The sequence below is a fragment of the Actinophytocola algeriensis genome (assembly GCF_014203735.1).
In the GTDB taxonomy this organism is placed as follows: domain Bacteria; phylum Actinomycetota; class Actinomycetes; order Mycobacteriales; family Pseudonocardiaceae; genus Actinophytocola; species Actinophytocola algeriensis.
This window is the reverse complement of record NZ_JACHJQ010000004.1, coordinates 658,687-681,264: the sequence shown is the minus strand read 5'-3', so window position 1 is coordinate 681,264 and position 22,578 is coordinate 658,687. Positions and strand designations below refer to the sequence as shown.

Here is a 22,578-nt window from a genome sequence, read left to right as displayed (position 1 = left end):
GCGTGGTGCCATGGCGCTGGGCGAAGAACGTGATCTTGTACCGCTGGGAGCCGGCTTCGACATCACCAAGCGCGGCTACAGTCGAATGCAGGTCGAGGAACACCTCGAGCAGTTGGACAGCCAGCTGAAGATCCTCGCTGCCGATCGCAACGCGGCGGCGGCGCAGGCGGCTGAGCTCACGTCCCAGCTCGAGGTGGCCCGAACCACGATCGACGACCTGAACAAACAGGTCGAGCGCCTCGCTCAACCGCCGACGACCCTCGAGGGCCTTTCTGAGCGCCTGCAGCGCATGCTCCGCCTCACGCAGGAGGAATGCGAGGAGATCCGCGCCAAGGCCAACGCCGAGGCCGACCACGTCCGCGCGAAGGCCAACGCCGAGGCCGACGAGCTGCGCGGCAAGTACGAGGTCCAGCTCAAGGAGCTGGACGAGCGCCGCATCGCGATGGAGAACGAGCACCGCGGTGTCCTGGAGAAGGCCCGCAAGTCCGCCGACGAGATCGTCTCCCAGGCCAAGTCCGAGGCCGAGGCCACCGACATCGCCGCCCAGGCCCGCCGCACGCAGGTGGAGGAGGACTTCGAGATCGCGATGGCCTCCCGCCGCACCGAGTCGATGCGCGCGCTGGCCGAGCAGGAGGCGACGTCGAAGTCGGAGGCCGAACGCCGCGTCCGCGAGGCCACCGAGGAAGCCAACCGCCGCCGCCACGAGGCCATGACCGAGGCGACCGCCCGCCTGCAGGAGGCGACAGACGAGGCCAACCGCCGCGTCCGCGAGGCGACGGAGGAGTCGAACCGCAGGATCAACCACGCCGCCCAGCGCGTGGCCGCCCTGCGCAAACTCCGCGCGAAGGTCGCAGAACAACTGTCGTCGGCCCGCGAGCTGGTCGTGGACGCCCACGCTTACCTGGAGAACGCGGTCCCGGCCTTCGAGCCCCTGCCCGACGAACTGGCCGACGCGGCGGACGCGGGCGCCAAGCCGACCCCGGCGCCCCGCGACCGGAACCCGATGCCCGGCCCGCCGAAGGAGAAGTGGGAGACGTCCGGCGCCACGGACGCACCCCCCATTCCGCCGGAGGTCTCGGCCGCGAAGACGAAGCGCATCGCGAGGTGACCCAGCTGCTGGCCGTCGCGATAGCGGAGGCCAGACAAGGCTTGGCAGAGGGCGGCATCCCGATCGGCGCCGCCCTCTTCACCACGGACGGCGAGCTGCTGGGCAGCGGCCACAACCGCCGAGTCCAGGACGACGACCCCTCCATGCACGCGGAGACGGCCGCCTTCCGCAACGCGGGCCGCAGAAGGCACTACCGGGACACCATCATGGTGACCACCCTGTCCCCGTGCTGGTACTGCAGCGGCCTGGTGCGCCAGTTCAACATCCCGCGGGTCATCATCGGCGAGGCGACCACCTTCCACGGCGGCCACGACTGGCTGGCCGAGCACGGCACCACGATCGAGATCGTCGACGACCAGACCTGCGTAGGCCTGATGACGGACTTCATCGAAGCCAACCCGGCCCTCTGGTACGAGGACATAGGCGAGTAAAGCCAAGCCACACAACAACCCCGCCCAGGATCAACCGCGGCCGTCGGCCCCCCGAAATCCAGCGTAACGACGATCACCGACAAGATTGGCCGCCACACCCCATCTGTGGACAACCCACCGTCACCGTCAGTCCCCCATGAGACGCTGGAACCGGGGGCCGGAGGCCAACCCCGTCACCGCGTGATCGCGAACATGAAGCACCCGTAAGCCACGTTCCGGCTGTGCACCTCCACCACCTCCGGATCGGCGAACACCGCCGCGAGCGCCCCCTCCGGATCCGACCCGTCGTGCACCCGGGTGGCCGGATGGATCCAGCCCCGCGCGTCATAGGCCCGCAACACCTGCGGCCGCCCCACCCACTCCGCCGGATATCCGGCGGAAACCGGCCCCGCACAAGAGGAAGCGTGCGCGAACACCGCCCCACGCTCCTCATAGGGCGACGGCGCGGGCAGCGGCGGCGAGTAGTTGAACAAGACCAACTCCTCCCCCGCCGACGCGTCCCGCAGACAACACCGCAGCGGCTCCCCGCCGGACGCCACCACCGCCACCCCGTCACCACGAACCGTCAACGGCCGAATCACGTACATGACCCAAGCCTGGAGCACGCACGGGAGCCGATCCGGCGGAAATCAGCCCTCACACCCCGTGCGAAGAAACCACCCACCACGGTAGGTTTACGCACGAGTAGGTACAGAGATGTTCGCTCCACAAGCTCCGCTCAGCACAGATGTTCGCTCCACAAGCTCCGCTCAGCACAGATGTTCGCTCCACAAGCTCCGCTCAGCAGGGAGGACACATGACGGCTTACCAGACCGTGGTCGTCGGCACGGACGGCTCCGACTCGTCCTACCTCGCGGTGGACCGGGCCGCACGCATCGCGGCCGACGCGGACGCCACCCTCGTCATCGCCTGCGCCTACCACCCCGCGCGCCAGGAGGACGTCACCCGCGCCCAGGACGAACTGGGTTCGGATGTCGCCTACCAGGTCGTCGGCTCGTCGCCTGCCGAGGAGTCGGTACGTGCGGCCTCCGAGCGGGCGAAGAAGCAGGGCGCGGTGAAGATCGACACCGTGGTGGTCGACGGGGAACCGGTCCCGATGCTCACCAAGGTCGTCAAGGAGCGCGCGGCGGACCTGCTGGTGGTCGGCAACCGCGGCCTCAACTCCCTGGCGGGGCGGCTCCTGGGCTCGGTCCCGTCGGAGGTGGCACGCAAGTCCGGCGTGGACGTGCTCATCGTCCACACGACGTGACTCGGCGGAGCCCGCGGAGCGAGACGTCGTGACCGACGACGAGGCGCTCCAGCAGCGCCTCGAGCGCATCCTCCTGGGCGGCAGCCGCCAGTACACCCGTACTGAGGTCGCCGAGATCACCGGTGTGCCACCGGAACGCTCCAGGGCGCTCTGGCGTGCCCTCGGCTTCGCCACGCAGGACGACGACGCCGCGGTCTTCACCGACGGCGACGTCCGCGCGCTGCGCATCACGAGCGAGCTGATCCGCGGCGGCATCGTCGACCCGTCGATCGCGACGGCGACCGCGCGCATGATCGGCCAGCACATGTCGCGCCTCGCCGAGTCCCAGGTCCACATGCTGCGCGACGTCCTCGCCGCGAACCCGGAGATCGGCGCCGACGACCGCCAGCTCGCCCGGCTCGTCGAACACCTCACGCCCGAGCTCGAGGCGCTGCAGGACTACGTGTGGCGCAGGCACCTCGCCGCCAACTCGGTCCGCATGCTCGGGTCGCCCGGCGAGAACCTCGACGAGCACCGCCAGGTCGTCGGGTTCGCCGACATGGTCGGCTTCACCACCCTCACCCGCCGCTCCAACGAGGCCGAGCTGGTCGCGGTCGTGGACCGCTTCGAGGCGCTCGCCGCCGACATCGTCGCCGAGAACCACGGCCGCATCGTGAAGATGCTCGGCGACGAGGTGCTGTTCGTCGCCGACTCACCCGCCGACGGCGCCGAGATCGCGCTGAGCCTCCTCGACCGCGCCGACAAGGAGGACGGGGTGCCGTCGCTGCGGGCGGGCCTCGCCTACGGCCGGGTGCTCAGCCGCTTCGGCGACGTGTACGGCTCGGTGGTCAACATCGCGAGCCGACTGACCTCGGTCGCCAGGCCGAGCACGGTCCTGGTGGACCTGGAGCTGGCCGAGGCGCTGAACGAGAACCCGGAGTACGCGCTCCGCTCCCGCCGCCCGGTGTCCGTCCGCGGCTACACCCGCCTCCGCTCGTCGGCCCTGCGCCGCGCGGGCGAGGATGGCACGTCCCTGGCCGAGTCCGCACAACGCATAGCGGCGGAGGTGCTGGGCCTGCTGGACGACGACGAAGAACCACCCCACCTCCCACTGGCACCCGACGACGAGGCGGCCACACCGCGCAGGAAAGGGCGGCGGCGCAGGCGCTGAGCTGTTTGGATGGAGTCATGCGCTTCCCCGAGACGCCGCTCGTGCTGCTCCACGCGTTCCCGCTGGACCACCGGATGTGGGACGAGGTGAGACCCGGGATCGCCGAGCACATCGAGCTGATCACCCCGGACCAGCGGGGTTTCGGCGACGCCTCGCTGGGCGACGACGAACCGGACCTGGCCACGGTGGCGACGGATGTCATCGATCGGCTCGGCGGCCGCCGGGTGGTCCTGGGTGGCTGCTCGATGGGCGGCTACGTGGCGATGGCCGTGCTCCGCGAAGCGCCGGAGCTGGTGGCCGGCCTGCTGCTGGTGTCGACCCGGGCGACCGCGGACGCCGACGCAGGCCGCGCCAACCGCCACGCGATGGCGTCCCGCATCGAGGAGGAGGGCCCGGGCTTCGTCCCGGACGCGGTCCTCCCCACGCTGCTGGGCAGCGAAACGACGGACCGCCGCCCGGAGGTGGTGGCGGCGGTGCGCACCCTGGTGTCCGAACAGGACGGTGCCGCGATCGCGTGGGCCCAGCGCGCGATGGCCGCCCGCCCGGACTCGTCGGAAATACTGCGAAACAGCGACGTGCCAACGCTGATCGTGCGCGGCGAGCAGGACACGCTGATCCCGGCCGAGGAAGCGGACGCACTGGCGGCCCTGATGCCGAAGGCGGAGGTCGTGGTGCTGGCAGGCGCCGGGCACCTGCCGCCGCTGGAGGTCCCGGAGCAGTTCACGGGCGCGGTGGCCCGCTGGCTGGAGTAGTCAGGACGTCGAATGCCCTGAAAGCGTCTTTCGGGGCATCGGCCGCCTCAGGGGCACCGTGAGCATGGTTAGCATCGGTGGGGTGACACACGTCCCGGAGGACGACCGACCGGAGCGGTTCACCACCGCGCGGCTGGTGCTGCGCAGGCTGACGCCGGACGACGTCGACGCGATGATCACCATCCACGCCGATCCCGACATGGTCCGGTTCCGGCCGGAGGGGGTCAGTTCGCCGGACGAGTCGCGGCAGATGTTCACCTCCTGGCTCGACCACTGGGCCGAGTTCGGCTTCGGGTACTGGGCGATCGAGCTGGCCCGCACCGGTGAGCTGATCGGGTTCGGCGGGCTGCAGCTCTCGTACTCCGACGACGGCCCCTACCTCAACGTCTTCTACCGGCTCTTCTCCCGCCACTGGGGCCGCGGTTTCGCACCCGAGATGGTCGCCGCCGCGCTGGGCTGGGGGCGGCGCACCTTCCCCGACCTGCCGATGATGATCATCACGCCGACGCTGAACGTGCCCGCGCAACGGGTTGCGATCAAGCTCGGGTTCACCGAGGTGCGCAGGGCTTGGTTCCAGGGCACATTGTGTTGCTTCTTCCGGCACCCGGATGAATGATGCGGGCCATGCCCGTAACCGTCAGAGCCGACCTCGCCTCCCTGCCCGACTACATCGCAGGCCGGAAGGTGCCCGGGGCCGTCATCCTCTCCAGCAACGAGCTGTCCGGCCCGCCGCCCGCGTCCATGCTGACCGCCATCGCCGAGGCGGCCGCCGACGTCAACCGTTACCCGGCGATGGGCGCGGACGACCTGCTCGACAAGACCGCGGAGCACTTCGGTCTCGACCGGCCGCGGCTCGCGGTCGGCTGCGGCTCGGTGAGCCTGTGCCAGCAGCTGGTGCAGGCGACGTGCGAGCCGGGTGACGAGGTCGTGTTCGGGTGGCGGTCGTTCGAGGCGTATCCGATCGTGACGCAGATCGCGATGGCCGCCGGGGTGAAGGTGCCGCTGACGCCGGCCCAGGGGCTCGACCTCGACGGCATGCTGGCCGCGGTCACCGACCGCACGCGCCTGATGTTCGTGTCGAACCCGAACAACCCCACCGGCACCGCGCTGCGCACCGCCGAGCTGACCGACTTCCTGGACCGCGTCCCGGAGAACGTGCTGGTGGTGCTGGACGAGGCGTACCGCGAGTTCGTCACCGACGCCGACGTGCCGGACGGGTTCACGTTCCTCGACCGCCAGAACGTGGCCGTGCTGCGGACGTTCTCCAAGGCGTATGCGCTCGCGGGCATCCGGCTCGGTTTCCTCGCCGCGTCGCTGGACGTGGCGGCCGGGGTCCGCAAGGTGGGGATCCCGTTCTCGGTCAACCGGATCGCGCAGGCGGCGGGCATCGCGGCCATGGCGGCGGCGCCGGAGCTGATGTCGCGGTGCGCGGACGTGACCGTGGAACGCACCCGCGTGCACGAGGCGCTGCTGGACATGGGCTACGACGTGCCCGCGTCACAGGCGAACTTCGTGTGGCTGCCGCTCGGCGAGCGCACGGCCGAGTTCAACGACCACTGCCTGGACCAGAAGGTCGTCATCCGCGCGTTCGCGGGTGAGGGCGCGCGGGCCACGATCGGTCTCCCCGCGGAGAACGACGCGTTCCTGGCCGCGGCCAAGTCCTTCCCGCACTGACCCCGACGCGCGCACGGCGAGTCACGCGTTCGCACACACCGAGTCCGGAAGGACTCGGGATGTCCGAGCGCGTGACTCGCACGGGCCGGGCATCAGGCGGCGGCCTTCTCGGCCTTCAGCTGGTCGACGAAACGTTGCCGGGCGTCGGCGACGCGGCGCCAGTGGGCGATGCGGTCCAGTTCCGTCGACGCCTTCGCCAGCACCTCGGCGGCGTGCGCGGCGGACTCGATCTCGTTGGCGGCGGCGTCGAGGTCGCCCGCGTCGATCAGGGTGTAGGCGCGGCGCATCTCGGTCTGGGCGGTGGCGTAGATGGCGTAGGCGGCCATGTTGTCCGCGAGGGCGCCGAGTGGGTGCGACATCGGTTTCTCCTGTCCGTGAGCTGCCTTACACAGACACGTCGAAGCTGACGCCGCCGGTTCGACACCGGACGAGGGATTTTTCTAACGTTTTCGTGTCGGCCGCCGCCGGCCGCGCGCCTGCCAGCAGCCGAGGTGCCAGTGCCTGCGGTCCGAGACGGACCCCAGGTCGTCGGCAGGCCACACCACCACGTGCGCGACGCCGGGCTGGATCTCGTGGTCGCAGCCGGGGCAGCGGTAGGTCTTCGTCGCCTGGCTCGCACTCACGTTCCGCACGAGCCAGTCACCGTCCGGCGCCGACTCGGCGCGCTGCCAGCCCGCGCTGCCCAGCGGACGTGGCGGCTCGGCGCGCGACGGGCGGCGGTCACGGTTACGACGAGGCACGAGACCTGACGGTAGCGGCAGGGCAGAATGGGGGCGTGCCGACATACGAGTACCGCTGCCGCGACTGCGCGACCACCTTCGAGGTGCGCCGCTCCATGAACGAGTCATCCGCCCCGGCGTCCTGCCCCGACGGCCACGACAACACGGTCAAGCTGCTGTCGATGGTCGCCATGAACACCGGCGCCGCGGGCTCCGACGGCGCGTCGGCCCCGGCGGGCGGCGGCTGCTGTGGCGGTGCGTGCGGCTGCGGCTGAACACGCCGGTCCCCGCCGCCAAGTTATCCACAGCCCACCTGGTTATCCACAGTTGGGCTCACGCGCCTGACAACGCCGCCCTCGTCTGGTAGACTGGCAAGGCGGGACGCCCCCGGGACAGGGTGGGGGTTGCGTTCCGGCCGGTTTCGCGTTCGGCCGGCGGGTCGGCCAGGTCGCGAGGGTGCGCGTGGGGACGGTGACCGTCTCTGCCCGCACCATCACGGCATAGCCGAACCTCAGCCGTAGTCGCGGAAGCCCTTGCCGGTTTTGCGGCCGAGGCGGCCGGCCGTCACCAGGTGTTCCAGCAGCGGCGCCGGCGCGAACCCGGCATCCCGGAACTCGTAGTACAGCGTGCGCTCGATCGCCAGCGACACGTCCAGCCCCACCACGTCGAGCAGCTCGAACGGCCCCATCGGCAACCCGCAGCCGACCTTCATCGCCGTGTCGATGGCGTCGGCTTCCGCGTAGTGGGCCTCCAGCATCTTCACCGCGTCGTTCAGGTACGGGAACAGCAGCGCGTTGACGATGAACCCCGCCCGGTCGGCGCAGTGCACCGGGTGCTTGCCGACCGTGCGGCACACGAGGTCAGCGGTCGCCACCACGTCGTCGGCCGTCGAGATCGTCGCGACCACCTCGACCAGCTTCATCACCGGGGCCGGGTTGAAGAAGTGCAAGCCAACGACATCGGCCGGACGGGACGTCGCCGCCGCGCATTCGATCACCGGCAGCGACGACGTCGTGGTCGCGAGGATCGCACCCGGCTTCACCGCCTTGTCCAGCGCCTCGAACACCGTCTGCTTGACGGCCAGCTCCTCCGCCACCGCCTCGACCACCAGGTCGCAGTCCGCCAGATCGTCGAACGACGTCACCCCGGTGATGCGCGCCAGCACCTCGGCACGGCCCTCTGCCGACAGCCGCCCCTTCTTCACCTGCCGGTCCAGCGACCGGCCCACCGCGGCCACCGCGAGCTCGGCCTTCTCCGCCGTGCGGGCCCGCAGCACGAGGTCGAACCCCTTCTTGGCGAACACTTCCGCGATGCCCGTGGCCATCGTGCCGGTGCCGACCACCCCGACGCGCCGCACGTCGCGGGTCGCCGCCGCGTCCTCGGCGGTCGCCGGGGTGTCCACATCGGACACCACGGTCGGCGAGTCGATGGCGTCGTAGGTGTAGAAGCCGCGGCCCGACTTCCTGCCCAGCAGCCCCGCCGTGATCATCTGCTTCATGATCGGCGCCGGGGCGTGCAGGCGGTTGCGGGACTGGCGGTACATCGTCTCGAGGATCTCGTACGCCGTGTCCAGGCCGATGAGGTCCAGCAGCGCCAACGGTCCCATGGGATATCCGCAGCCGAACCGCATCGCCGCGTCCAGGTCCTCGCGCGTGGCGTAGCGCGACTCGTACATCGACACCGCGTGGTTGAGGTACCCGAACAGCAGCGCGTTCGCGATGAACCCCGCCCGGTCGCCGATGACCACCGGCTCCTTGCCCAGATCACGCGCGAACGCCTCCACGTCGGCGATCACGTCCGGCTCGGTGACCACCGTGCGCACGATCTCGACGAGCTTCAGCACGGGCGCCGGGTTGAAGAAGTGCAGCCCGACGACCTTGCCCGGCCGTCCTGTGTGGACACCGATCTCGGTGACCGACAACGACGACGTGTTCGACGCGAGGATCACGTCCGGCCGGCAGACCTGCTCCAGCTCGGTGAACACCTGCGCCTTCAGCTCCAGGCTCTCCGGGATCGCCTCGACCACCAGGTCCACGTCGCCCAGGTCCTTCAGGCTCGTCGTGTAGGTGATCCTCGCCAGCAGCGCGTCGCGTTCCGCCGCGTCGAGCTTGCCGCCCGCCCTGGCCCGCTCGGTGGAGTACTCGAGGTGCTCACGTGCCCTGGCGATGGCCGCGTCGTCCACCTCGACACCGACCACCAGGCGGCCCGTCCTGGCCACCACCTCGGCGATGCCCGCGCCCATGGTCCCGAGACCGACGACTCCGACGCACTGGATCTCCCGTGCCACCGTGCACCTCCGCAGTCCGTGACCAGACGGGCAAACTCGGACACTACCTGCCAGTAACAAAGGTGCGGCACAGCCGTGGCCCAGGTCACCGGGCTGTATCGGTCACGGGATCTGGTCAGGCTTCGGGCAGCTCCGGCCACACCAGCTCGGCGACGGCGGTGGCCGCGGCGCACGCCGCGTCGACCTGTCCGCCGGGCGCGCGGGCGTACACGCTGGCCACCTCGTAGGCGTCCTCACCCGCGATCTCGTCGAACTGGATGTGCGCGGTCTCGACCGAGCAGTAGGAGTTCTCGCCGACCTCCGGGTACCGGTTGGTCGCCGACTGCCGCCCGGCGACCAGCCCCTCGGCACCGCCCTGGCTGTACACCCCGGGCTCTGGCCCGGCGCCGAACTGCAGCCGCACGTTCACCGGCGAACCGGGCGACTGCTCCCAGAAACAGGTGTGCTTGCCCGGGTACTCGTCGCCCCGGCTGACGCCCGCCAGCCCCGGGATCGCGGCGACGTCGTCGTCCTCGACGAGGGTGCACGGGTCGATCGTCAGCAGCGAGTCGCGCTCGGGGTCGCGGTGCTCCACGGCCTCGTCCGCGATGACCTCGATGGCGTGGTCCATGGCGGCCTCGACCATCGGGCAGGTGTCGGTGGATCCGTCGTACACGCTGCCGGACACCTGCATCGTCACATCGTCGGGGAAGACGAGCAGCTGCGAACAGAACGTCGGGGTGTCGTCCTGCTGCCCGACCCACAGGCCGCCGTCGACGTCCTTGACCCGGTTGGCCGCCAGCTCTGGCTGTGCGGACCGCACACCGAACGCGCCGACCGAGATGATCACGTCGGCGTCCTTGTCGATGTCGTTGACGCGGACCGAGCAGTAGTCGAGCGAATCGGGCGCCGCGAACTTGGCGACGCCGAACTCCTCGAACACCTCGAGGTCGGTCAGCGAACACGGTGCGACGGTCGTGAGGTCGTCGAACACGACCTCCGATGTCAGCTCGTCCGGCAGCGTGGTCGCGGCGACCGGCAGCCCGCCGACCTTCGCCGTGCACGCGGAGAGGAACGCGACCGCGACGACCGCCGTGACCCGAGGAAGGACCGAGAACCCCACATCGCCTGCCTAGTGCTCAGCTTCCCCCGTACCAAGGGAATTGAAACACGCTCAGGGTTTCGGCAGTTCGGGAATCACGAGTTTCGCGATCGTGATCGCACTGGGGCAGCCGTTGTCCCCGGCGGGCGCATCGGAGTTGTCGAAGTCGACCTCGACGATCTCGTCCGCGCCGTCCGTGCCGGAGGAGCGGTGCCGCCACTCGAGCCTGCAGGACGCGGACCCCTCGGTCGGGGACTGGTAGGCGGTGATCCCGCTGCCGATGTCGACCGCGGCGCCGGGGTCGACGGTGTCGTCCTTCGGGTCGTAGCCGGTGCGGATCCAGATCCCGACGTTGATGTTGTCGCCGACCCAGTTGCACCAGTGCAGCGAGTACGGCGACACCTCGGTGTCCGCGCCGACCGCGGTCTTGATCTGCTCTGGGTCCAGCAGGGTGCACGGGTCGGTGCTCGCGACCGAGCCGCGCTTCTCCTCGCGCTCGGGCGGGTCCTCGCGGACCATCGCGATGATGCCGGTGAGAACGGTGCGGCCCGCGGCGCACAGGTCCTTGCCTTCACCGCCGACCTGCACGCGGATGCCGAAGTTGGGGTTGGTGGAGGTGATGGCGCTGACGAAGCAGGCGGTCTTGTCGTCGAGCTCGCTCTCGAACGAGGGCAGGCCGCCGATGTTCTCGTCGGCACCGGTGGCGCCGTTGATGGTCTCACCCACGTAGATCGTGATGTTGAGATCCTTGCCGTCCTTGTCCTCCATGTAGTTGGAGCAGCTGCCGAAGTCCTGCATCCGGTTGTCGGCAGGCGTGCCGAGCGAGGCCAGGATGTCCTCGCTGAGCAGGGCGCACGGGTCGACCTTGCGCAGCACGTCGTTGGAGAACGCCTCGTCGTTGGTCTTCGGCTTGCCGGTGGTGGTCCCGGTTTCTATCTGACCCGCCGGCACGGTGCTGCGCGGAAAGGTCTGCTTGGCGGTGTCCACCGGCTCACCACAACCGGCGAGCACGACGGCGGCGACCGCGGTCAGTACGACAAGTGGGACCCTCACGATGTGCACCGTAGCCATCGCTCGCGCGGCGCGTGCGAGGAACACCCGAATCAGGGCTTTTCACCTCGTCTGGCCAGGGATTCTTCCGCCTGGTGCCGGTGCGGCCACTCCGGGTGGCCGAGTGCGCCTCTGAGCACTGTGGAGGCTCGCGGGTCGTCCACGTGGCCCAGGATCACGAGGTCCAGGGTGGACGGTGCCCGGCCGTCGAGCCAGTCCAGGTACCTGCCGGGGTTGGCCCGCGCGACCGCGAAGATCGCCTCCGCCCACAGGTCGACGCACTGCCGCCCCAGTTCGCTGCCGAGCTCGCTGAGCCGCGGGGGCAGCTCGGTGCTGTGGTAGAGGTGGACGACGCGGTCGAACGCCGAAGGCCCGAGCTTCGCGAGGCGCTCGGCGGCGCCCTTGCGGAACTCGAAGATCCCGATCAGCTCACGGTCGATCTCGTCGTTCAAGCTCCTCCACCCGCTCGGCCAGCTCCTTCACGGCCTCGACCAGCACGCCGACCAGGCCGTGGTAGTCCACCCGCAGGTACCCATCCTCGCCGGTGACCACCGCGTCGGGAAAGACCTTCTCGACGTCCTGTGCGATGACCCCGATGCCGCGGGCGCCGTCGGCCTTCCAGTCCCAGGTCACGCCACGCAGCTCACGGACCCGGGCGAGGACGGTCCGGTCGGTCATATGGGCCGGATGTTGGTCTTGAGCCGCTCGTCGGACGAGCAGTGCTGGCACGTGGTCGCGGCCGCCTCGGCGGCGGAGTACACCGCGACCACGGCGGCCGGCGCGGCGGCCCCGAAGAGCACGGCGACGCGGCGGATCAACTTGCGCATGGGAGCCTCCCCTGGGTGGTTGACGCCCGCGAGGCAACCACAGGGGGCAGGGGCGTGTAAACGGCGATGTGCGTGCCGTGTGCGCAGGTCAGAACAGGCGGAACTCGTCCGACTCGATGCCGCGCAGGGCGTCGTAGTCCAGGGTGACGCAGCGGATGCCGCGGTCCTCGGCCAGTGTGCGGGCCTGGGGCTTGATCAGCTGGGCCGCGAACACGCCGTGCACCGGTGCCAGCAGCGGGTCCCGGTTCAGCAGTTCCAGGTACCGGGTCAGCTGCTCGACGCCGTCGATCTCGCCTCGGCGCTTGATCTCCACGGCCACGGTGGCGCCCGCGTCGCTGCGGCAGAGGATGTCGACCGGGCCGATGGCGGTCATGTACTCGCGGCGGATCAACGAGTACCCGTCACCCAATGTGGTGATGTGTTCGGCCAGCAGCTCCTGGAGGTGGGCCTCCACGCCGTCCTTCACCAGGCCCGGTTCGGCGCCCAGCTCGTGGGCGCTGTCGTGCAGCACCTCTTCCAGCGTGATGACGAGCTTCTCCCCCGCCTTGTTGGCCACCGTCCAGGTGCCGCCGTCCTCGGTGAGCCAGCACGGTGGGCTCATCCAGTTCAGCGGCTTGTACGCGCGGTCGTCCGAGTGCACGGACACCGAGCCGTCGGCCTTCACCAACAACAACCTGGTGGCCATGGGCAGATGGGCGGTCAACCTGCCCGCGTAGTCGACCTGGCAGCGAGCGATCACAAGACGCACCGAAGCAGGCTAGCCGACCAGCCCCGCGTCCTTCGCGAGCACCGCCGCCTGGACGCGGGATCGCAGGTCAAGCTTGGTGAGCACCCGCGACACGTGTGTTTTGACCGTCGCCGCGCCCACGCCGAGGCGCCGGGCGATCTGCTGGTTCGACAGGCCTTCGCCGAGGCACACCAGCACGTCGTGCTCGCGCTGGGTCAGGGCGTCGAGAGCGGTCGGGCGCACCACAGCGGGCTGTGACGTCGCGAAGGTGGCCATCAACCTCCGGGTGACACTCGGTTCTATGACGCCGTCACCGGCGGCCACCAACCGCACCGACTCGATCAGCCGGGGCGCGTCCACCGACTTCAGCAGGAAACCCGCCGCGCCCGCCCGGATCGCGCCGTACACGTACTCGTCCATGTCGAACGTGGTCAGCACGATCACCTGCGCGGTCCCAGCCTCGATGACCTGCCGGGTCGCCGTCAGACCGTCGGTGCCGGGCATCCGCACGTCCATGAGCACGACGTCCGGCCGCAGCGCCGCCGCCTTGCGCACCGCGGCCGCGCCGTCGTCGGCCTCGGCGACCACCTCGATGTCCTGCGCGCCGCCCAGGATCATGGCGAGCCCCGCCCGGATCGCCGCGTGGTCGTCGGCGATGAGCACCCGGATCGCCTGCGCTCGATGGTCCGTTGCGCTCACAACCGCTCCTCGCAGGCTCCGAGCGGCCGCTCGCGGGACGCCCAGCCCTCATGGTTCGCTCCGCAGGCTCCGCTCACCGAGCCTCCTCCGCGGGCAGCTCGGCCCGCACCCGCCACTGCCGCTCGTGCGGCCCGGCCTCCAGCACACCACCGACCGCCTGCGCGCGCTCGCGCATGTTCAGCAGCCCCCTGCCGGTCCCATCCTCCACAGTGGACACGGTCCGGTCGTTGACGACCTCCACCACGAGCACCGAGTCCTGCCTGCCGACCGTGACCGACGCACGCGCGCCCGGCGCGTGCTTGACCACGTTGGTCAGCGCCTCCTGCACGATCCGGTACGCCGACAGGTCCACCGCCACCGGCAGCTCCTCGCCGAGTTCGGCCGCTACGGCCATCGAGGCAGACACCGAGAGCCCCGCCGCCCGCGCGGACTCCAGCAGCTGCGCGATGTCCCGCAGCCGGGCGGGTGCCGTGTGCTCCACAGTGGACTCCTCGGAGCGCAGCAGGTGGATCATCGCCCGCATCTCGGTCAGCGACTGGACGCTGTTCTCCCGCACCGAGCGGAGCACGGTCCGCATGGCGGTGGGGTCACCGTCCACCTTGGGCAGCACGGCCAGCACGGCCTCGGACTGGATCGCGATCGCGGACAGGTGCCCGGCGATCACGTCGTGCAGGTCCCGCGCCATCCGTGCGCGTTCCTCCCGCACGGCCGCCTTCCGGTCCAGTTCGGCGATCCGCGCCACCTGGTCGGCCCGCGCCCGCTCGGCGGTCGCCGCCTCCCGGTGCCACCGCACGTTCATGGCCCACCACACCGGGATCAGCGGGATGCCGAACACCTGCAGCAGGCTCACCACGACCTCCCGCATGTCGTGGGCGGACATGATCGCCACGACCGTCAGCACGAGCACGACGGCGCCGCTGCCCCACACGACGATCCGGTTGGTGCGCCGCGACCCGTAGAGCGTCGCCGCGAACAGCAGGTCCGTCAGCACGATCACGGTCGGCAGCGACACGCCGTAGAGCAGCTCCGGGGCGGTCACCGCGAGGCCGATCAGGAGCCCGGTGCCCGGCGCGCGCCTGCGCGACAGCTCGGCCGCGCACATCACGGCCAGCGTCAGCACCCGCACGGGGTGGTCCGCCCCGGCGTCGTGCGGGCCGACGCTCGCGATCACCGGCATCCCGGACGTGAGGATCACCATGCCGACCCCGAACAGCAGCACGGCCTGCAGCACCGTCACACGGGGCTCCACCCACGCCCGCAGCCGTTCGAGCCTCGCGTTCACGCTCCCATCACAGCACACGCGCGCACGCGCGGGCGTCCGCACAAGGATGGCGCCGGGGGTCCGCCGAAGTGATGACCCCGCCTGCCCGGGCTTGCCGACGACATCCCGCGGCAGGCCCGGCACGGTGGAGGCCATGGAGGACATCAGCCCGCTCGCCGTCGCGATCATCGTCTGCGAGATCGGGTTCTGGGTGGTACTGGCCGCCGGGCTCGCCGCCCGCTACCTGCTGCGGTGGCGGCGGACGAGCGTGGTGCTGCTGGTCGGCACGCCGCTGCTGGACGTCGCGCTGCTGGCGTTCACGGTCGTGGACCTGCGCGGCGGCGGCGAGGCCACCCTGGTGCACGGGCTCGGCGCGGCCTACCTCGGGTTCAGCGTCGCGTTCGGACACAGCGTCATCAGGTGGGCCGACCAGCACGTCGCGCACCGGTTCGCGGGCGGGCCGCCGCCGGTGAAGCCGCCGAAGCGCGGGCCGGAGAAGGTGCGCCACGAGTGGCGCGAGTGGGGCAAATGCCTTGTGGGGGCGGCGATCGCGTGCGCCGTGATGGCGCTGCTGTCGTTCGTGGTCGCGTCGCCGGAGCAGACCGAGGCCCTGTGGGGTGTCGGTGGCTGGATGATGCGGCTGGGTGTGGTCACGGGGATCTGGCTGGTCGCTGGTCCACTGTGGAGCGTGCTGGCGGCGGGGTCCGGCAGGCGCCAGGACGCGTGATCCGCGGGCCCGCTCACACCTGCCGGACCACCACGCCCGCCGCTTCGAGGGCCGCGACCTCGGCGGCGGGTGCGTTCGTGTCCGTGACCACCATGTCCAGCTCGGACACCGGCGTCACCACGGCGAGCGCGGTGTGGTCGAACTTCGACGCGTCGGCCACCGCGACCACCCGGCTCGCCGAGCGCATCGCGGCCCGCTTCACGGCGGCGTCGGCCAGGTCGTGGCCGGTCACGCCGTGCGCGGCGGTCAGGCCGCAGCACCCGATGACGGCGGTGTCGAACCGCAGCGACGCGAGCGAGGCCTCGGTCAGCGGACCGGTCAGCGCCAGCTCCCCCGGCCGCGGCGCACCGCCGGGGAACAGCAGCGTCAGCGCGGGCGCACCCACCAGCACGTTCGCCGCGTGCAGCGACAGCGGCACGACCGTCATGCGCCGGTCCCGCACGGCGTGCGCCACCGCGACGCACGTGGTCCCGCTGTCCAGCACCACCGACTCGCCGTCGGCCAGCAGCGCCGCGACCTCGGCCGCGATCCGCTGCTTGGCCTCGACACCCTCGGTGGCGCGCAGCGCGTAGGGCGGCTCCTCCCCGCGCAACAACAGGCTGCGCGCGCCGCCCCGGTAGCGCTCCAGCACGCCCTGCGCGGCGAGTACCTCCAGGTCACGCCGGATGGTCATCTCGGACGCGCCCGTCAGCGCGGCCAGCCCGGCCACGCTCATCTCCCCGGCGTCCCGGGTCACCTCGGCGATGCGCCGCAACCGTTCAGTGCTCACGAACACAAGACTAGTGCGTAGCGTCACCGAACGAACATCGGTTATGTTCGAATGGTGATGCGCCGCGCCCGGATAGCGACCTTTGCCTTCTTCGGCCTCAACGGCTTCGTGCTCGGCATGTGGGTGGTCCACATTCCCGTCATCGAGCAGCGGGCCGGCCTCGACCACGCCACGTTCGGCCTGCTCCTGCTACTCCTCGGCGGCGGCGCGTTCGCGGGCATGCAGGTCGCGGGGCCGCTCACCGACCGGTTCGGCCCGCACCGCGTGGTCCCGCTGTCGGCGGTGCTGTGCACGACCGCGCTCATACTTCCCGGCCTCGCCACCAACGGGTTCGCGCTCGGCGCGGCGCTGCTCGCGCTGGGCCTGGGCAACGGCTGTCTCGACGTCAGCATGAACGCGCACGCGGTCGAGGTGGAACACGCCTACGGGCGCACGATCATGTCCGCCTTCCACGCGGTGTGGTCGGTCGGCGGTTTCCTCGCCGCGCTCGTCGGCGCCCGCACGCTGACCTGGGGCTGGTCCCCCGTGACCACGTTCGCCGTCGCGACGGGCAGCACGCTCCTCATCGCGGCGGCCGCCACGCCCGCACTTCTGCGCAAGGTCCCCAAGCCCGCCGAGGAGCGCCAGAAGCAGCGCAAGCGGACCCCGTCACGGATCTGGTGGCTCGCGGTGATCGCTTTCCTGCTGATGCTGGCCGAGGGCGTGGCCAACGACTGGAGCGTGCTGCACCTCAGCACGGTCCTCGGCGCGCCGGAAGCGACGGCGGCGTTCGCGTACGGCTGCTTCGCGGCCGCCATGACGATCGGCCGCCTGCTCACCGACCCGGTGGCGCAGCGGTTCGGCCCGGTGGCGATCGTCCGGTACGGCTCGGTGATCGCGACCGCTGGCATCCTCACCGCGTCGCTGACCACGTCGATCCCGGTCGCGCTCGTGGGGTGGACGCTGTTCGGCATCGGGCTGTCGGGCGCCGTGCCGCAACTTTTCAGTGCGGCTGGCCACGCCGACCGCGACAACGCGGGCGCGAACGTGTCCCGCGTCGCCGGGCTCGGCTACCTGGGCATCCTCGCTGGCCCGGCCGTCGTCGGGCCGATGACCCACCTGATGCCGCTCAACTACACGTTCCTGCTGATCGCGGTGTTCTGCGTGGTCGCCGTGGCGACCGCCGGCCTGCTCAGTCCGGCCACTCCGGCTTCCGCTTCTCCAGGAACGCGGCCATCCCCTCCCGAGCACCAGGAAGCTGGGACGCGGCGGCCATGACCTCGACGGCGATCGCGTACGCGTCGGCTTCCGGCCGGTCGAGCTGGGCGTAGACGGTCTGCTTGCCGATCGCCTTGCTGGCCCGGCTCCCCCGGGTGGCCTTGGCGAGCAGGTCGTCCACGGCGGCGTCGAGCTCCTCGTCCGGCACGACCCGGTTGACCAGGCCCCATTCGAGGGCGGTGGGCGCGTCGATCACGTCGCCGGTGAGGACCATCTCCATCAGCCGCTTCCGGCCGATGTTCCTGGCCACCGGCACCGCCGGGGTGTGGCAGAACCAGCCGCCCTTGCCGCCGGGCAGCGCGAACCCGGCCGATTCGGCGGCCACGGCGAGGTCGCAGGACGCCACGAGCTGGCACCCCGCCGCGGTGGCGAGCCCGTGCACGCGCGCGACCACCACCTGCGGCACCGACTCGATGGTCTTCATCAGCGCGGTGCACAGCTGCAGCAGGTCCCGCACGCCCATGAGGTCCCGGGACGCGACGTCCCCGAAGTCGTGCCCCGCCGAGAACACGGGCCCCTCGCCCGCGAGCACGATCCCGCTCGCGGACGAGTCACCCGCGTCCTCGAAGGCGCTGAGCAGCTCGGACAGGTGCTCGTAGGACAGGGAGTTCCGCCGCGCGGCCCGGTTCATGGTGATCCGGACCGTGTCACCGTCCTCCTTGACCGTGATGTGCTCCATGCGCCGAGCCTAACCCCGTTCCAGCACCGCGCTCAGGAACTCGCGGGTCCGCTCGTGGTCGGGCTCGCTGAACAGCTTGTCCGGCGACGCGTCCTCGACGATGTGCCCGTGGTCGAACATCAGCACCCGGTCGGACACGTCCCGCGCGAACCCCATCTCGTGGGTCACGCACAGGAACGTGATCTCCGTCGTCTCGGCGATGTCCTTCAGCAGGCGCAGCACACCCGCCACCAGCTCCGGGTCCAGCGCCGACGTGACCTCGTCCAGCAACAGCACATCCGGCCGCATCGCCAGCGCCCGTGCGATCGCCACCCGCTGCTGCTGCCCGCCGGACAGCTGCGTCGGGTGGGCGTGCACCTTGTCCGACAGGCCCACCAGGTCCAGCAGCTCGTGTGCCCGCGCCTCCGCCTCGGCCCGCGACAGGCCGAGCGACCTGATCGGCGCCTCGGTCAGGTTCTGCAGCACCTTCATGTTCGGGAACAGGTTGAACTGCTGGAACACCATGCCGATGCGCTTGCGCACCTGCTGCTGGTGCTTCTCGTCGGCGGGCACCAGCCGGTCGCCACGCCGCACGTGGGTCAGGCACTCGCCGTCGACGTGGATCGTGCCGCTCGTGACCTGTTCCAGGGTCATGAGCAGGCGCAGGATCGTCGTCTTGCCCGAGCCGCTCGGCCCGATCAGGGTGACGAACTCGCCCGGCGCGACCGTGAAGTTCAGCCCGTCGAGCACGACGTGGTCGCCGAACCGCTTCGCCACGTCCTCGAACCGGATCATGTAGTCCTCAGTGGAGGGTTCCGACACGACGCTCCAACCATCGAACGAGTAGGGATGCCGAGTAGCTCAGCACGAGGAACAGCAGGCCCGCGATCGTGATCGGCTCGACGTACCGGTACGTCGACGAGGCCTCCTGGAAGGCGGCGCCCGCGATGTCCGTGACACCGATCGTCAGCAGCAGCGGGGTCTCCTTCACCATGGAGATGGTGTAGTTGCCGAGTGCGGGCAGCACTCTCGGGATCGCCTGCGGCAGGATCACCGCCCGCCACGTGCGCGCCCTCGGCAGGCTGAGCGCGGTGGCCGCCTCCCACTGCCCGACCGGCACCGCCTCGATACCCGCGCGGTAGACCTCGGCGGCGTAGGTCGAGTAGTGCAGGCCGAGCGCGATCACGCCGGTCGTCACGGGCCCGAACTTGAGGCCGAAGTCCGGGAACACGAAGAACAGGAAGAAGAGCTGCACCAGCAGCGGCGTGCTGCGGATGAACTCGATGAACGCCCACGTCACCGTGCTCACGACCCGGATCCGCGACCGCCGCAGCAGCGCGAGCACCATGCCGAGCAGGTAGGCGACGATCGAGCCGAGCAACGTCACCTGGAACGTGATCCACAGACCGTCGCCGACGACGATCGGCAGTGCCTCCCAGAAGTAGTCCCAGTCCCAGATCACAGCGGACCACCACCCGCGGACACGGTCTCGGCGAGCACCGGCTTCTTCCGCCTGCTGAAGATGCTCCGCTCGTCCGGTTTCCTGCCGACGAGCCGCGCCGCCCACCGTTCGAGCAGGCGCATGCCGATGGTGATCAGGATCGCGAGCACGAGGTAGAACAGCAGCACCAGCGTCCAGATCAGCCAGGCCTGGTCGATGTTCCGGTCGATCAGGACCTCACGCGCCTGGTAGGTCATCTCGTGCACGGTGATCATCGTCAGCAGTGCGCTGCCCTTGAGCAGCTGGATGAACAGGTTGTTGAACGGCGGCACCATCTCCACGAGCGCCTGCGGCAGGATCACCCGCCGCATCCGTTGCGCGGGCGTGAGGTTGAGCGCGATCGCGCCCTCGTACTGCGCCTTGGGCACCGACTGCACGGCACCGCGCACGATCTCCGCACCGTACGCGCCGAAGTTCAGGCCCAGCACGACGATGCCCGCGACCAGCGGCACGATGCGGTAGCCGATCAGCACCGGCAGCACGAAGTAGATCCACAGCAGCTGGACCACTTCTGACGTGCCGCGCCAGATCTCCACGTAGATCCGCGCGACCAGGCGCACCGTCCGCGACCTCGACAGCATCGCCAGCCCGAACACGAAGGACAGGACGGTCGCGATGAGGATGCCGCCGACGGTCGCCTCCACGGTCAGCAGCAATCCCCGGGAGATCGTGCTGACGAACAGGGACAGGTTGTCGAACACGACTTCTCGCTGCTCAGGATTCCTGGCAGAGCTGCTCGGTGGTCACGTCGTCGGGAGGCAGGTTGGCGTCGGTGAACCCGAACGGCTCGACGATGGCCAGCCAGTCACCGGACTCGTGCAGCTTGTCCAGCTCGGTGTTGAACGCGTCGACCAGGTCGTCCTCACCCTTGCGGAACACGAAACCGCCCGCCTGGATCTGCTCCTCGCCGTTCAGCTCCAGCGTGAAGCCCTCGGTCACCTCGAACGCCGCGCCGGGGTTCTGCTTCAGCAGCTCCTTGAGCGAGATGTCGGTCAGCGCACCGCAGTAGGCGCGGTTGTCCTGCAGCGCCTGGAAAAGCTCCGGCTGCCCGTCGTAGGGCTGGATCTTGTCCGCCGCGATGCCCGCCGCCTTGGCGACCTCCTGCTCGATCGTGCCGGACAGCACGGCGATCGCCAGGCCCTTGGCCTTCACGTCCTCGAAGTTCTTGACGCCCTGTGGGTTGCCCTTGGGCACCATCAGGGCGGTCGGCGTCACGTAGTCCACACTGGAGAACGCCGCGTTCTTGCACCGGTCGGGCCGCACGGCCATGCCGGCCGCCACCATGTCGAACTCGCCCGCGTTCAGCGCCGGGATCAGCTGCCCGAACTCGACCTGTGTGGGTTCGACGTTGTCGACGCCCATCGCCTTGAAGACCGCTTTCGCGACTTCGGGCGCCTCGCCGGTGACCTTGCCACCCTCGGTATAGCCGTAGGGGACCTCGCCGGCGATGCCGATCTTGATCGTCCCGGCTTCCTTGATTCTCTGGAGCGTCCCGCCCTCACCGGAACCCCCCTGCGGTACCTCTGAGCAGGCCGTCAACAGTGCCGGGCCGCCGATGGCGGCCGTGCCGGCAACCGCGCCGAACCTGAAGAAGTTCCGTCGGGTCCAGTTACCGGTACCCATCGTTCGCGCCATCGTTCCGTCCTCACATGCGTCTCTTCGGCGTACTCGCGTCTCGATGGCAATTCAACGTAGGGGGCGACGTCGTGACTGGTCAAAGTTCCCCATAAGATCAACGAAGTCTGTTAGGCAACCGAAACATGGCCGCGGGCTAGCGTTCGCAGGCCTTGTCGCTGACGCGGTCCGTGTCCGGGATATTACTCTCAGTGAATCCGAACGGCGCGGCGATCCGCAGCCACTCACCGCTGTCGTGCAGTTCGGCGAGCGCCTCGTCGAAGTCGTCACGCAGCTCGTCGCCCTTGCGGAACCCGAACCCGTAGCGCGGCGACCCGCCTGCCGGTTCGAACGGCGGCCGCAGCTCCAGCCCATCGGTGCTGGTCAGCAGGTCGCGCAGCGTGATGTCGTCGTACGCGGCACAGTCGGCCTTGCCCTCGGTCACCGCCCGCAGGATCTCGTCGCCGCTCGGGTACGTCTGGGCGCCCGTGACGCCGGCCGCGTCCGCCGTGGTCACCTCGAGCGAGTTGGCGACGATCGCGAGCCGTGCCCCAGTCGACACCACCTCGGTGAACGTGGTGATCCCTTTCGGGTTGCCCTGCGGCACCGCGAGCGCGGTCAGTGACACGTGGTCGGGCACCGTGAAGTCCAGCGTCGTGCAGTTGCCCGCCCGGATGGAGAGCCCGCCGACCACGTCGAGATGACCGGCCTCGACGCCCGGCAGGAGCGCCTCGTACGGCGTCACCTGGACCCGCAGCGCGGTGCCGAGCTTGTCGCAGATGGCCCGCACGACCTCGACGACCTCGCCGGTCAGCTCCCCGGAGTCGTCCTCGAAGGCGTAGGGCCGGTACGCGGCGACGCCGAGCGTCACGGCATCCGGTCGCGGTCCCTCCGACGGCGGCTCCGACCGCGGGGTGGTGGCCGCGACCGGCGTGCCGCCGAGCCTGGTGGTGCACCCCGTCAGTGCGGCGGCACCGAACAGCGAAACTGTCCGGAACAGGCCACGCCGCGAGACACGCACGTGTCGCAGCCTAGGC

At 70.2% G+C, this 22,578-nt stretch carries 29 protein-coding genes; 10 read left to right on the top strand and 19 right to left on the bottom strand.

The window, feature by feature from the left end; translation table 11 throughout:
• The first annotated feature begins 10 nt into the window (after positions 1-10).
• On the top strand, positions 11-1,108 hold the full coding sequence (locus FHR82_RS21155; protein WP_184812180.1) for a coiled-coil domain-containing protein: 1,098 nt from the start codon (positions 11-13) through the stop codon (positions 1,106-1,108).
• A complete protein-coding gene (locus FHR82_RS21150) occupies positions 1,105-1,539 on the top strand; it encodes a nucleoside deaminase (RefSeq protein WP_311771196.1) in 435 nt (144 codons plus the stop codon). Before FHR82_RS21155 ends, FHR82_RS21150 begins: the two co-directional genes overlap by 4 nt.
• Positions 1,540-1,712: 173 nt before the next feature.
• Here FHR82_RS21150 and FHR82_RS21145 read toward each other — a convergent pair whose 3' ends face one another.
• Positions 1,713-2,126, bottom strand: coding sequence for a DUF1203 domain-containing protein (locus FHR82_RS21145; protein WP_184812179.1), 414 nt, complete (start codon positions 2,124-2,126; stop codon positions 1,713-1,715).
• Between the two features lie 209 nt (positions 2,127-2,335).
• On the opposite strand from FHR82_RS21145, the gene FHR82_RS21140 reads away from it, so the two are divergent.
• From FHR82_RS21140 to FHR82_RS21120, 5 genes are all read left to right on the top strand, one after another.
• Positions 2,336-2,788, top strand: a complete 453-nt coding sequence (locus tag FHR82_RS21140) for a universal stress protein (protein WP_184812178.1) — start codon at positions 2,336-2,338, stop codon at positions 2,786-2,788.
• Between the two features lie 28 nt (positions 2,789-2,816).
• Positions 2,817-3,938, top strand: a complete 1,122-nt coding sequence (locus FHR82_RS21135) for an adenylate/guanylate cyclase domain-containing protein (protein ID WP_184812177.1) — start codon at positions 2,817-2,819, stop codon at positions 3,936-3,938.
• 17 nt (positions 3,939-3,955) lie between these two features.
• Complete coding sequence (locus FHR82_RS21130) at positions 3,956-4,690, top strand: alpha/beta fold hydrolase (protein ID WP_184812176.1); 735 nt, start codon at positions 3,956-3,958, stop codon at positions 4,688-4,690.
• Between the two features lie 82 nt (positions 4,691-4,772).
• Positions 4,773-5,306: a GNAT family N-acetyltransferase gene (locus FHR82_RS21125; RefSeq protein ID WP_184812175.1), complete on the top strand. Its 534-nt coding sequence runs from the start codon at positions 4,773-4,775 to the stop codon at positions 5,304-5,306.
• Positions 5,306-6,364 carry a histidinol-phosphate transaminase gene (locus FHR82_RS21120; RefSeq protein ID WP_184812174.1) on the top strand — a complete coding sequence of 353 codons (1,059 nt, stop codon included), beginning with the start codon at positions 5,306-5,308 and terminating at the stop codon, positions 6,362-6,364. Before FHR82_RS21125 ends, FHR82_RS21120 begins: the two co-directional genes overlap by 1 nt.
• A gap of 92 nt (positions 6,365-6,456) precedes the next feature.
• On the opposite strand, the gene FHR82_RS21115 is transcribed toward FHR82_RS21120, so the two are convergent.
• Together FHR82_RS21115 and FHR82_RS21110 are read right to left on the bottom strand one after the other, a co-directional pair.
• On the bottom strand, positions 6,457-6,723 hold the full coding sequence (locus FHR82_RS21115) for a hypothetical protein (protein WP_184812173.1): 267 nt from the start codon (positions 6,721-6,723) through the stop codon (positions 6,457-6,459).
• Between the two features lie 81 nt (positions 6,724-6,804).
• A complete protein-coding gene (locus tag FHR82_RS21110; protein ID WP_184812172.1) occupies positions 6,805-7,104 on the bottom strand; it encodes an Rv1322 family protein in 300 nt (99 codons plus the stop codon).
• 35 nt (positions 7,105-7,139) lie between these two features.
• Between FHR82_RS21110 and FHR82_RS21105 the strand changes: the two genes are divergently transcribed.
• Positions 7,140-7,358: an FmdB family zinc ribbon protein gene (locus tag FHR82_RS21105; RefSeq protein WP_184812171.1), complete on the top strand. Its 219-nt coding sequence runs from the start codon at positions 7,140-7,142 to the stop codon at positions 7,356-7,358.
• A 236-nt stretch (positions 7,359-7,594) separates the two neighbouring features.
• Here FHR82_RS21105 and FHR82_RS21100 read toward each other — a convergent pair whose 3' ends face one another.
• The 9 genes from FHR82_RS21100 to FHR82_RS21060 all read right to left on the bottom strand — a co-directional run bounded on the left by FHR82_RS21100 (position 7,595) and on the right by FHR82_RS21060 (position 15,036).
• Entirely contained in the window at positions 7,595-9,370 is a 1,776-nt protein-coding gene (locus FHR82_RS21100) for a 3-hydroxyacyl-CoA dehydrogenase family protein (protein WP_184812170.1), read from the bottom strand.
• Between the two features lie 115 nt (positions 9,371-9,485).
• Positions 9,486-10,472, bottom strand: a complete 987-nt coding sequence (locus tag FHR82_RS21095; protein WP_184812169.1) for a hypothetical protein — start codon at positions 10,470-10,472, stop codon at positions 9,486-9,488.
• A 51-nt stretch (positions 10,473-10,523) separates the two neighbouring features.
• Positions 10,524-11,504: a DUF3558 family protein gene (locus FHR82_RS21090; RefSeq protein ID WP_184812168.1), complete on the bottom strand. Its 981-nt coding sequence runs from the start codon at positions 11,502-11,504 to the stop codon at positions 10,524-10,526.
• Between the two features lie 50 nt (positions 11,505-11,554).
• Positions 11,555-11,953, bottom strand: a complete 399-nt coding sequence (locus FHR82_RS21085; RefSeq protein ID WP_184812167.1) for a hypothetical protein — start codon at positions 11,951-11,953, stop codon at positions 11,555-11,557.
• Positions 11,931-12,179 (bottom strand): tail fiber domain-containing protein, encoded by a 249-nt coding sequence (locus tag FHR82_RS21080; protein WP_184812166.1) that lies wholly within the window; start codon positions 12,177-12,179, stop codon positions 11,931-11,933. Before FHR82_RS21080 ends, FHR82_RS21085 begins: the two co-directional genes overlap by 23 nt.
• On the bottom strand, positions 12,176-12,328 hold the full coding sequence (locus FHR82_RS21075; protein WP_184812165.1) for a tail fiber domain-containing protein: 153 nt from the start codon (positions 12,326-12,328) through the stop codon (positions 12,176-12,178). The genes FHR82_RS21080 and FHR82_RS21075 overlap by 4 nt, the downstream gene beginning before the upstream one ends.
• Positions 12,329-12,416: 88 nt before the next feature.
• Positions 12,417-13,076 (bottom strand): endonuclease NucS, encoded by a 660-nt coding sequence (gene nucS, locus FHR82_RS21070; protein ID WP_184812164.1) that lies wholly within the window; start codon positions 13,074-13,076, stop codon positions 12,417-12,419.
• Positions 13,077-13,085: 9 nt separating this feature from the next.
• On the bottom strand, positions 13,086-13,754 hold the full coding sequence (locus FHR82_RS21065) for a response regulator (RefSeq protein WP_311771195.1): 669 nt from the start codon (positions 13,752-13,754) through the stop codon (positions 13,086-13,088).
• A 73-nt stretch (positions 13,755-13,827) separates the two neighbouring features.
• Positions 13,828-15,036 carry a sensor histidine kinase gene (locus FHR82_RS21060; protein WP_311771194.1) on the bottom strand — a complete coding sequence of 403 codons (1,209 nt, stop codon included), beginning with the start codon at positions 15,034-15,036 and terminating at the stop codon, positions 13,828-13,830.
• Between the two features lie 133 nt (positions 15,037-15,169).
• Here FHR82_RS21060 and FHR82_RS21055 point away from each other — a divergent pair, with 133 nt between their 5' ends.
• The gene (locus FHR82_RS21055) at positions 15,170-15,742 is read left to right on the top strand and encodes a hypothetical protein (RefSeq protein ID WP_184812163.1); all 573 of its coding nucleotides are present in this window, start codon (positions 15,170-15,172) and stop codon (positions 15,740-15,742) included.
• Positions 15,743-15,755: 13 nt separating this feature from the next.
• Here the strand turns inward: FHR82_RS21055 and FHR82_RS21050 are convergent, their stop codons facing one another.
• Positions 15,756-16,511: a DeoR/GlpR family DNA-binding transcription regulator gene (locus FHR82_RS21050; protein ID WP_184812162.1), complete on the bottom strand. Its 756-nt coding sequence runs from the start codon at positions 16,509-16,511 to the stop codon at positions 15,756-15,758.
• A gap of 57 nt (positions 16,512-16,568) precedes the next feature.
• Between FHR82_RS21050 and FHR82_RS21045 the strand changes: the two genes are divergently transcribed.
• The gene (locus tag FHR82_RS21045) at positions 16,569-17,768 is read left to right on the top strand and encodes an MFS transporter (protein WP_376706433.1); all 1,200 of its coding nucleotides are present in this window, start codon (positions 16,569-16,571) and stop codon (positions 17,766-17,768) included.
• On the opposite strand, the gene FHR82_RS21040 is transcribed toward FHR82_RS21045, so the two are convergent.
• The 6 genes from FHR82_RS21040 to FHR82_RS21015 all read right to left on the bottom strand — a co-directional run bounded on the left by FHR82_RS21040 (position 17,683) and on the right by FHR82_RS21015 (position 22,562).
• Entirely contained in the window at positions 17,683-18,447 is a 765-nt protein-coding gene (locus FHR82_RS21040; protein ID WP_184812160.1) for an enoyl-CoA hydratase-related protein, read from the bottom strand. The two genes, FHR82_RS21045 and FHR82_RS21040, sit on opposite strands and share 86 nt — an antisense overlap.
• Before the next feature lie 9 nt (positions 18,448-18,456).
• Entirely contained in the window at positions 18,457-19,221 is a 765-nt protein-coding gene (gene ehuA, locus FHR82_RS21035) for an ectoine/hydroxyectoine ABC transporter ATP-binding protein EhuA (RefSeq protein WP_184812491.1), read from the bottom strand.
• Positions 19,222-19,228: 7 nt separating this feature from the next.
• Complete coding sequence (gene ehuD, locus FHR82_RS21030; protein ID WP_184812159.1) at positions 19,229-19,888, bottom strand: ectoine/hydroxyectoine ABC transporter permease subunit EhuD; 660 nt, start codon at positions 19,886-19,888, stop codon at positions 19,229-19,231.
• Positions 19,885-20,628, bottom strand: a complete 744-nt coding sequence (gene ehuC / locus FHR82_RS21025) for an ectoine/hydroxyectoine ABC transporter permease subunit EhuC (RefSeq protein ID WP_184812158.1) — start codon at positions 20,626-20,628, stop codon at positions 19,885-19,887. The genes ehuD and ehuC overlap by 4 nt, the downstream gene beginning before the upstream one ends.
• Positions 20,629-20,641: 13 nt before the next feature.
• A complete protein-coding gene (gene ehuB / locus FHR82_RS21020) occupies positions 20,642-21,550 on the bottom strand; it encodes an ectoine/hydroxyectoine ABC transporter substrate-binding protein EhuB (RefSeq protein ID WP_184812490.1) in 909 nt (302 codons plus the stop codon).
• Between the two features lie 148 nt (positions 21,551-21,698).
• Positions 21,699-22,562, bottom strand: a complete 864-nt coding sequence (locus tag FHR82_RS21015; RefSeq protein ID WP_184812157.1) for a transporter substrate-binding domain-containing protein — start codon at positions 22,560-22,562, stop codon at positions 21,699-21,701.
• Positions 22,563-22,578: the final 16 nt, after the last annotated feature.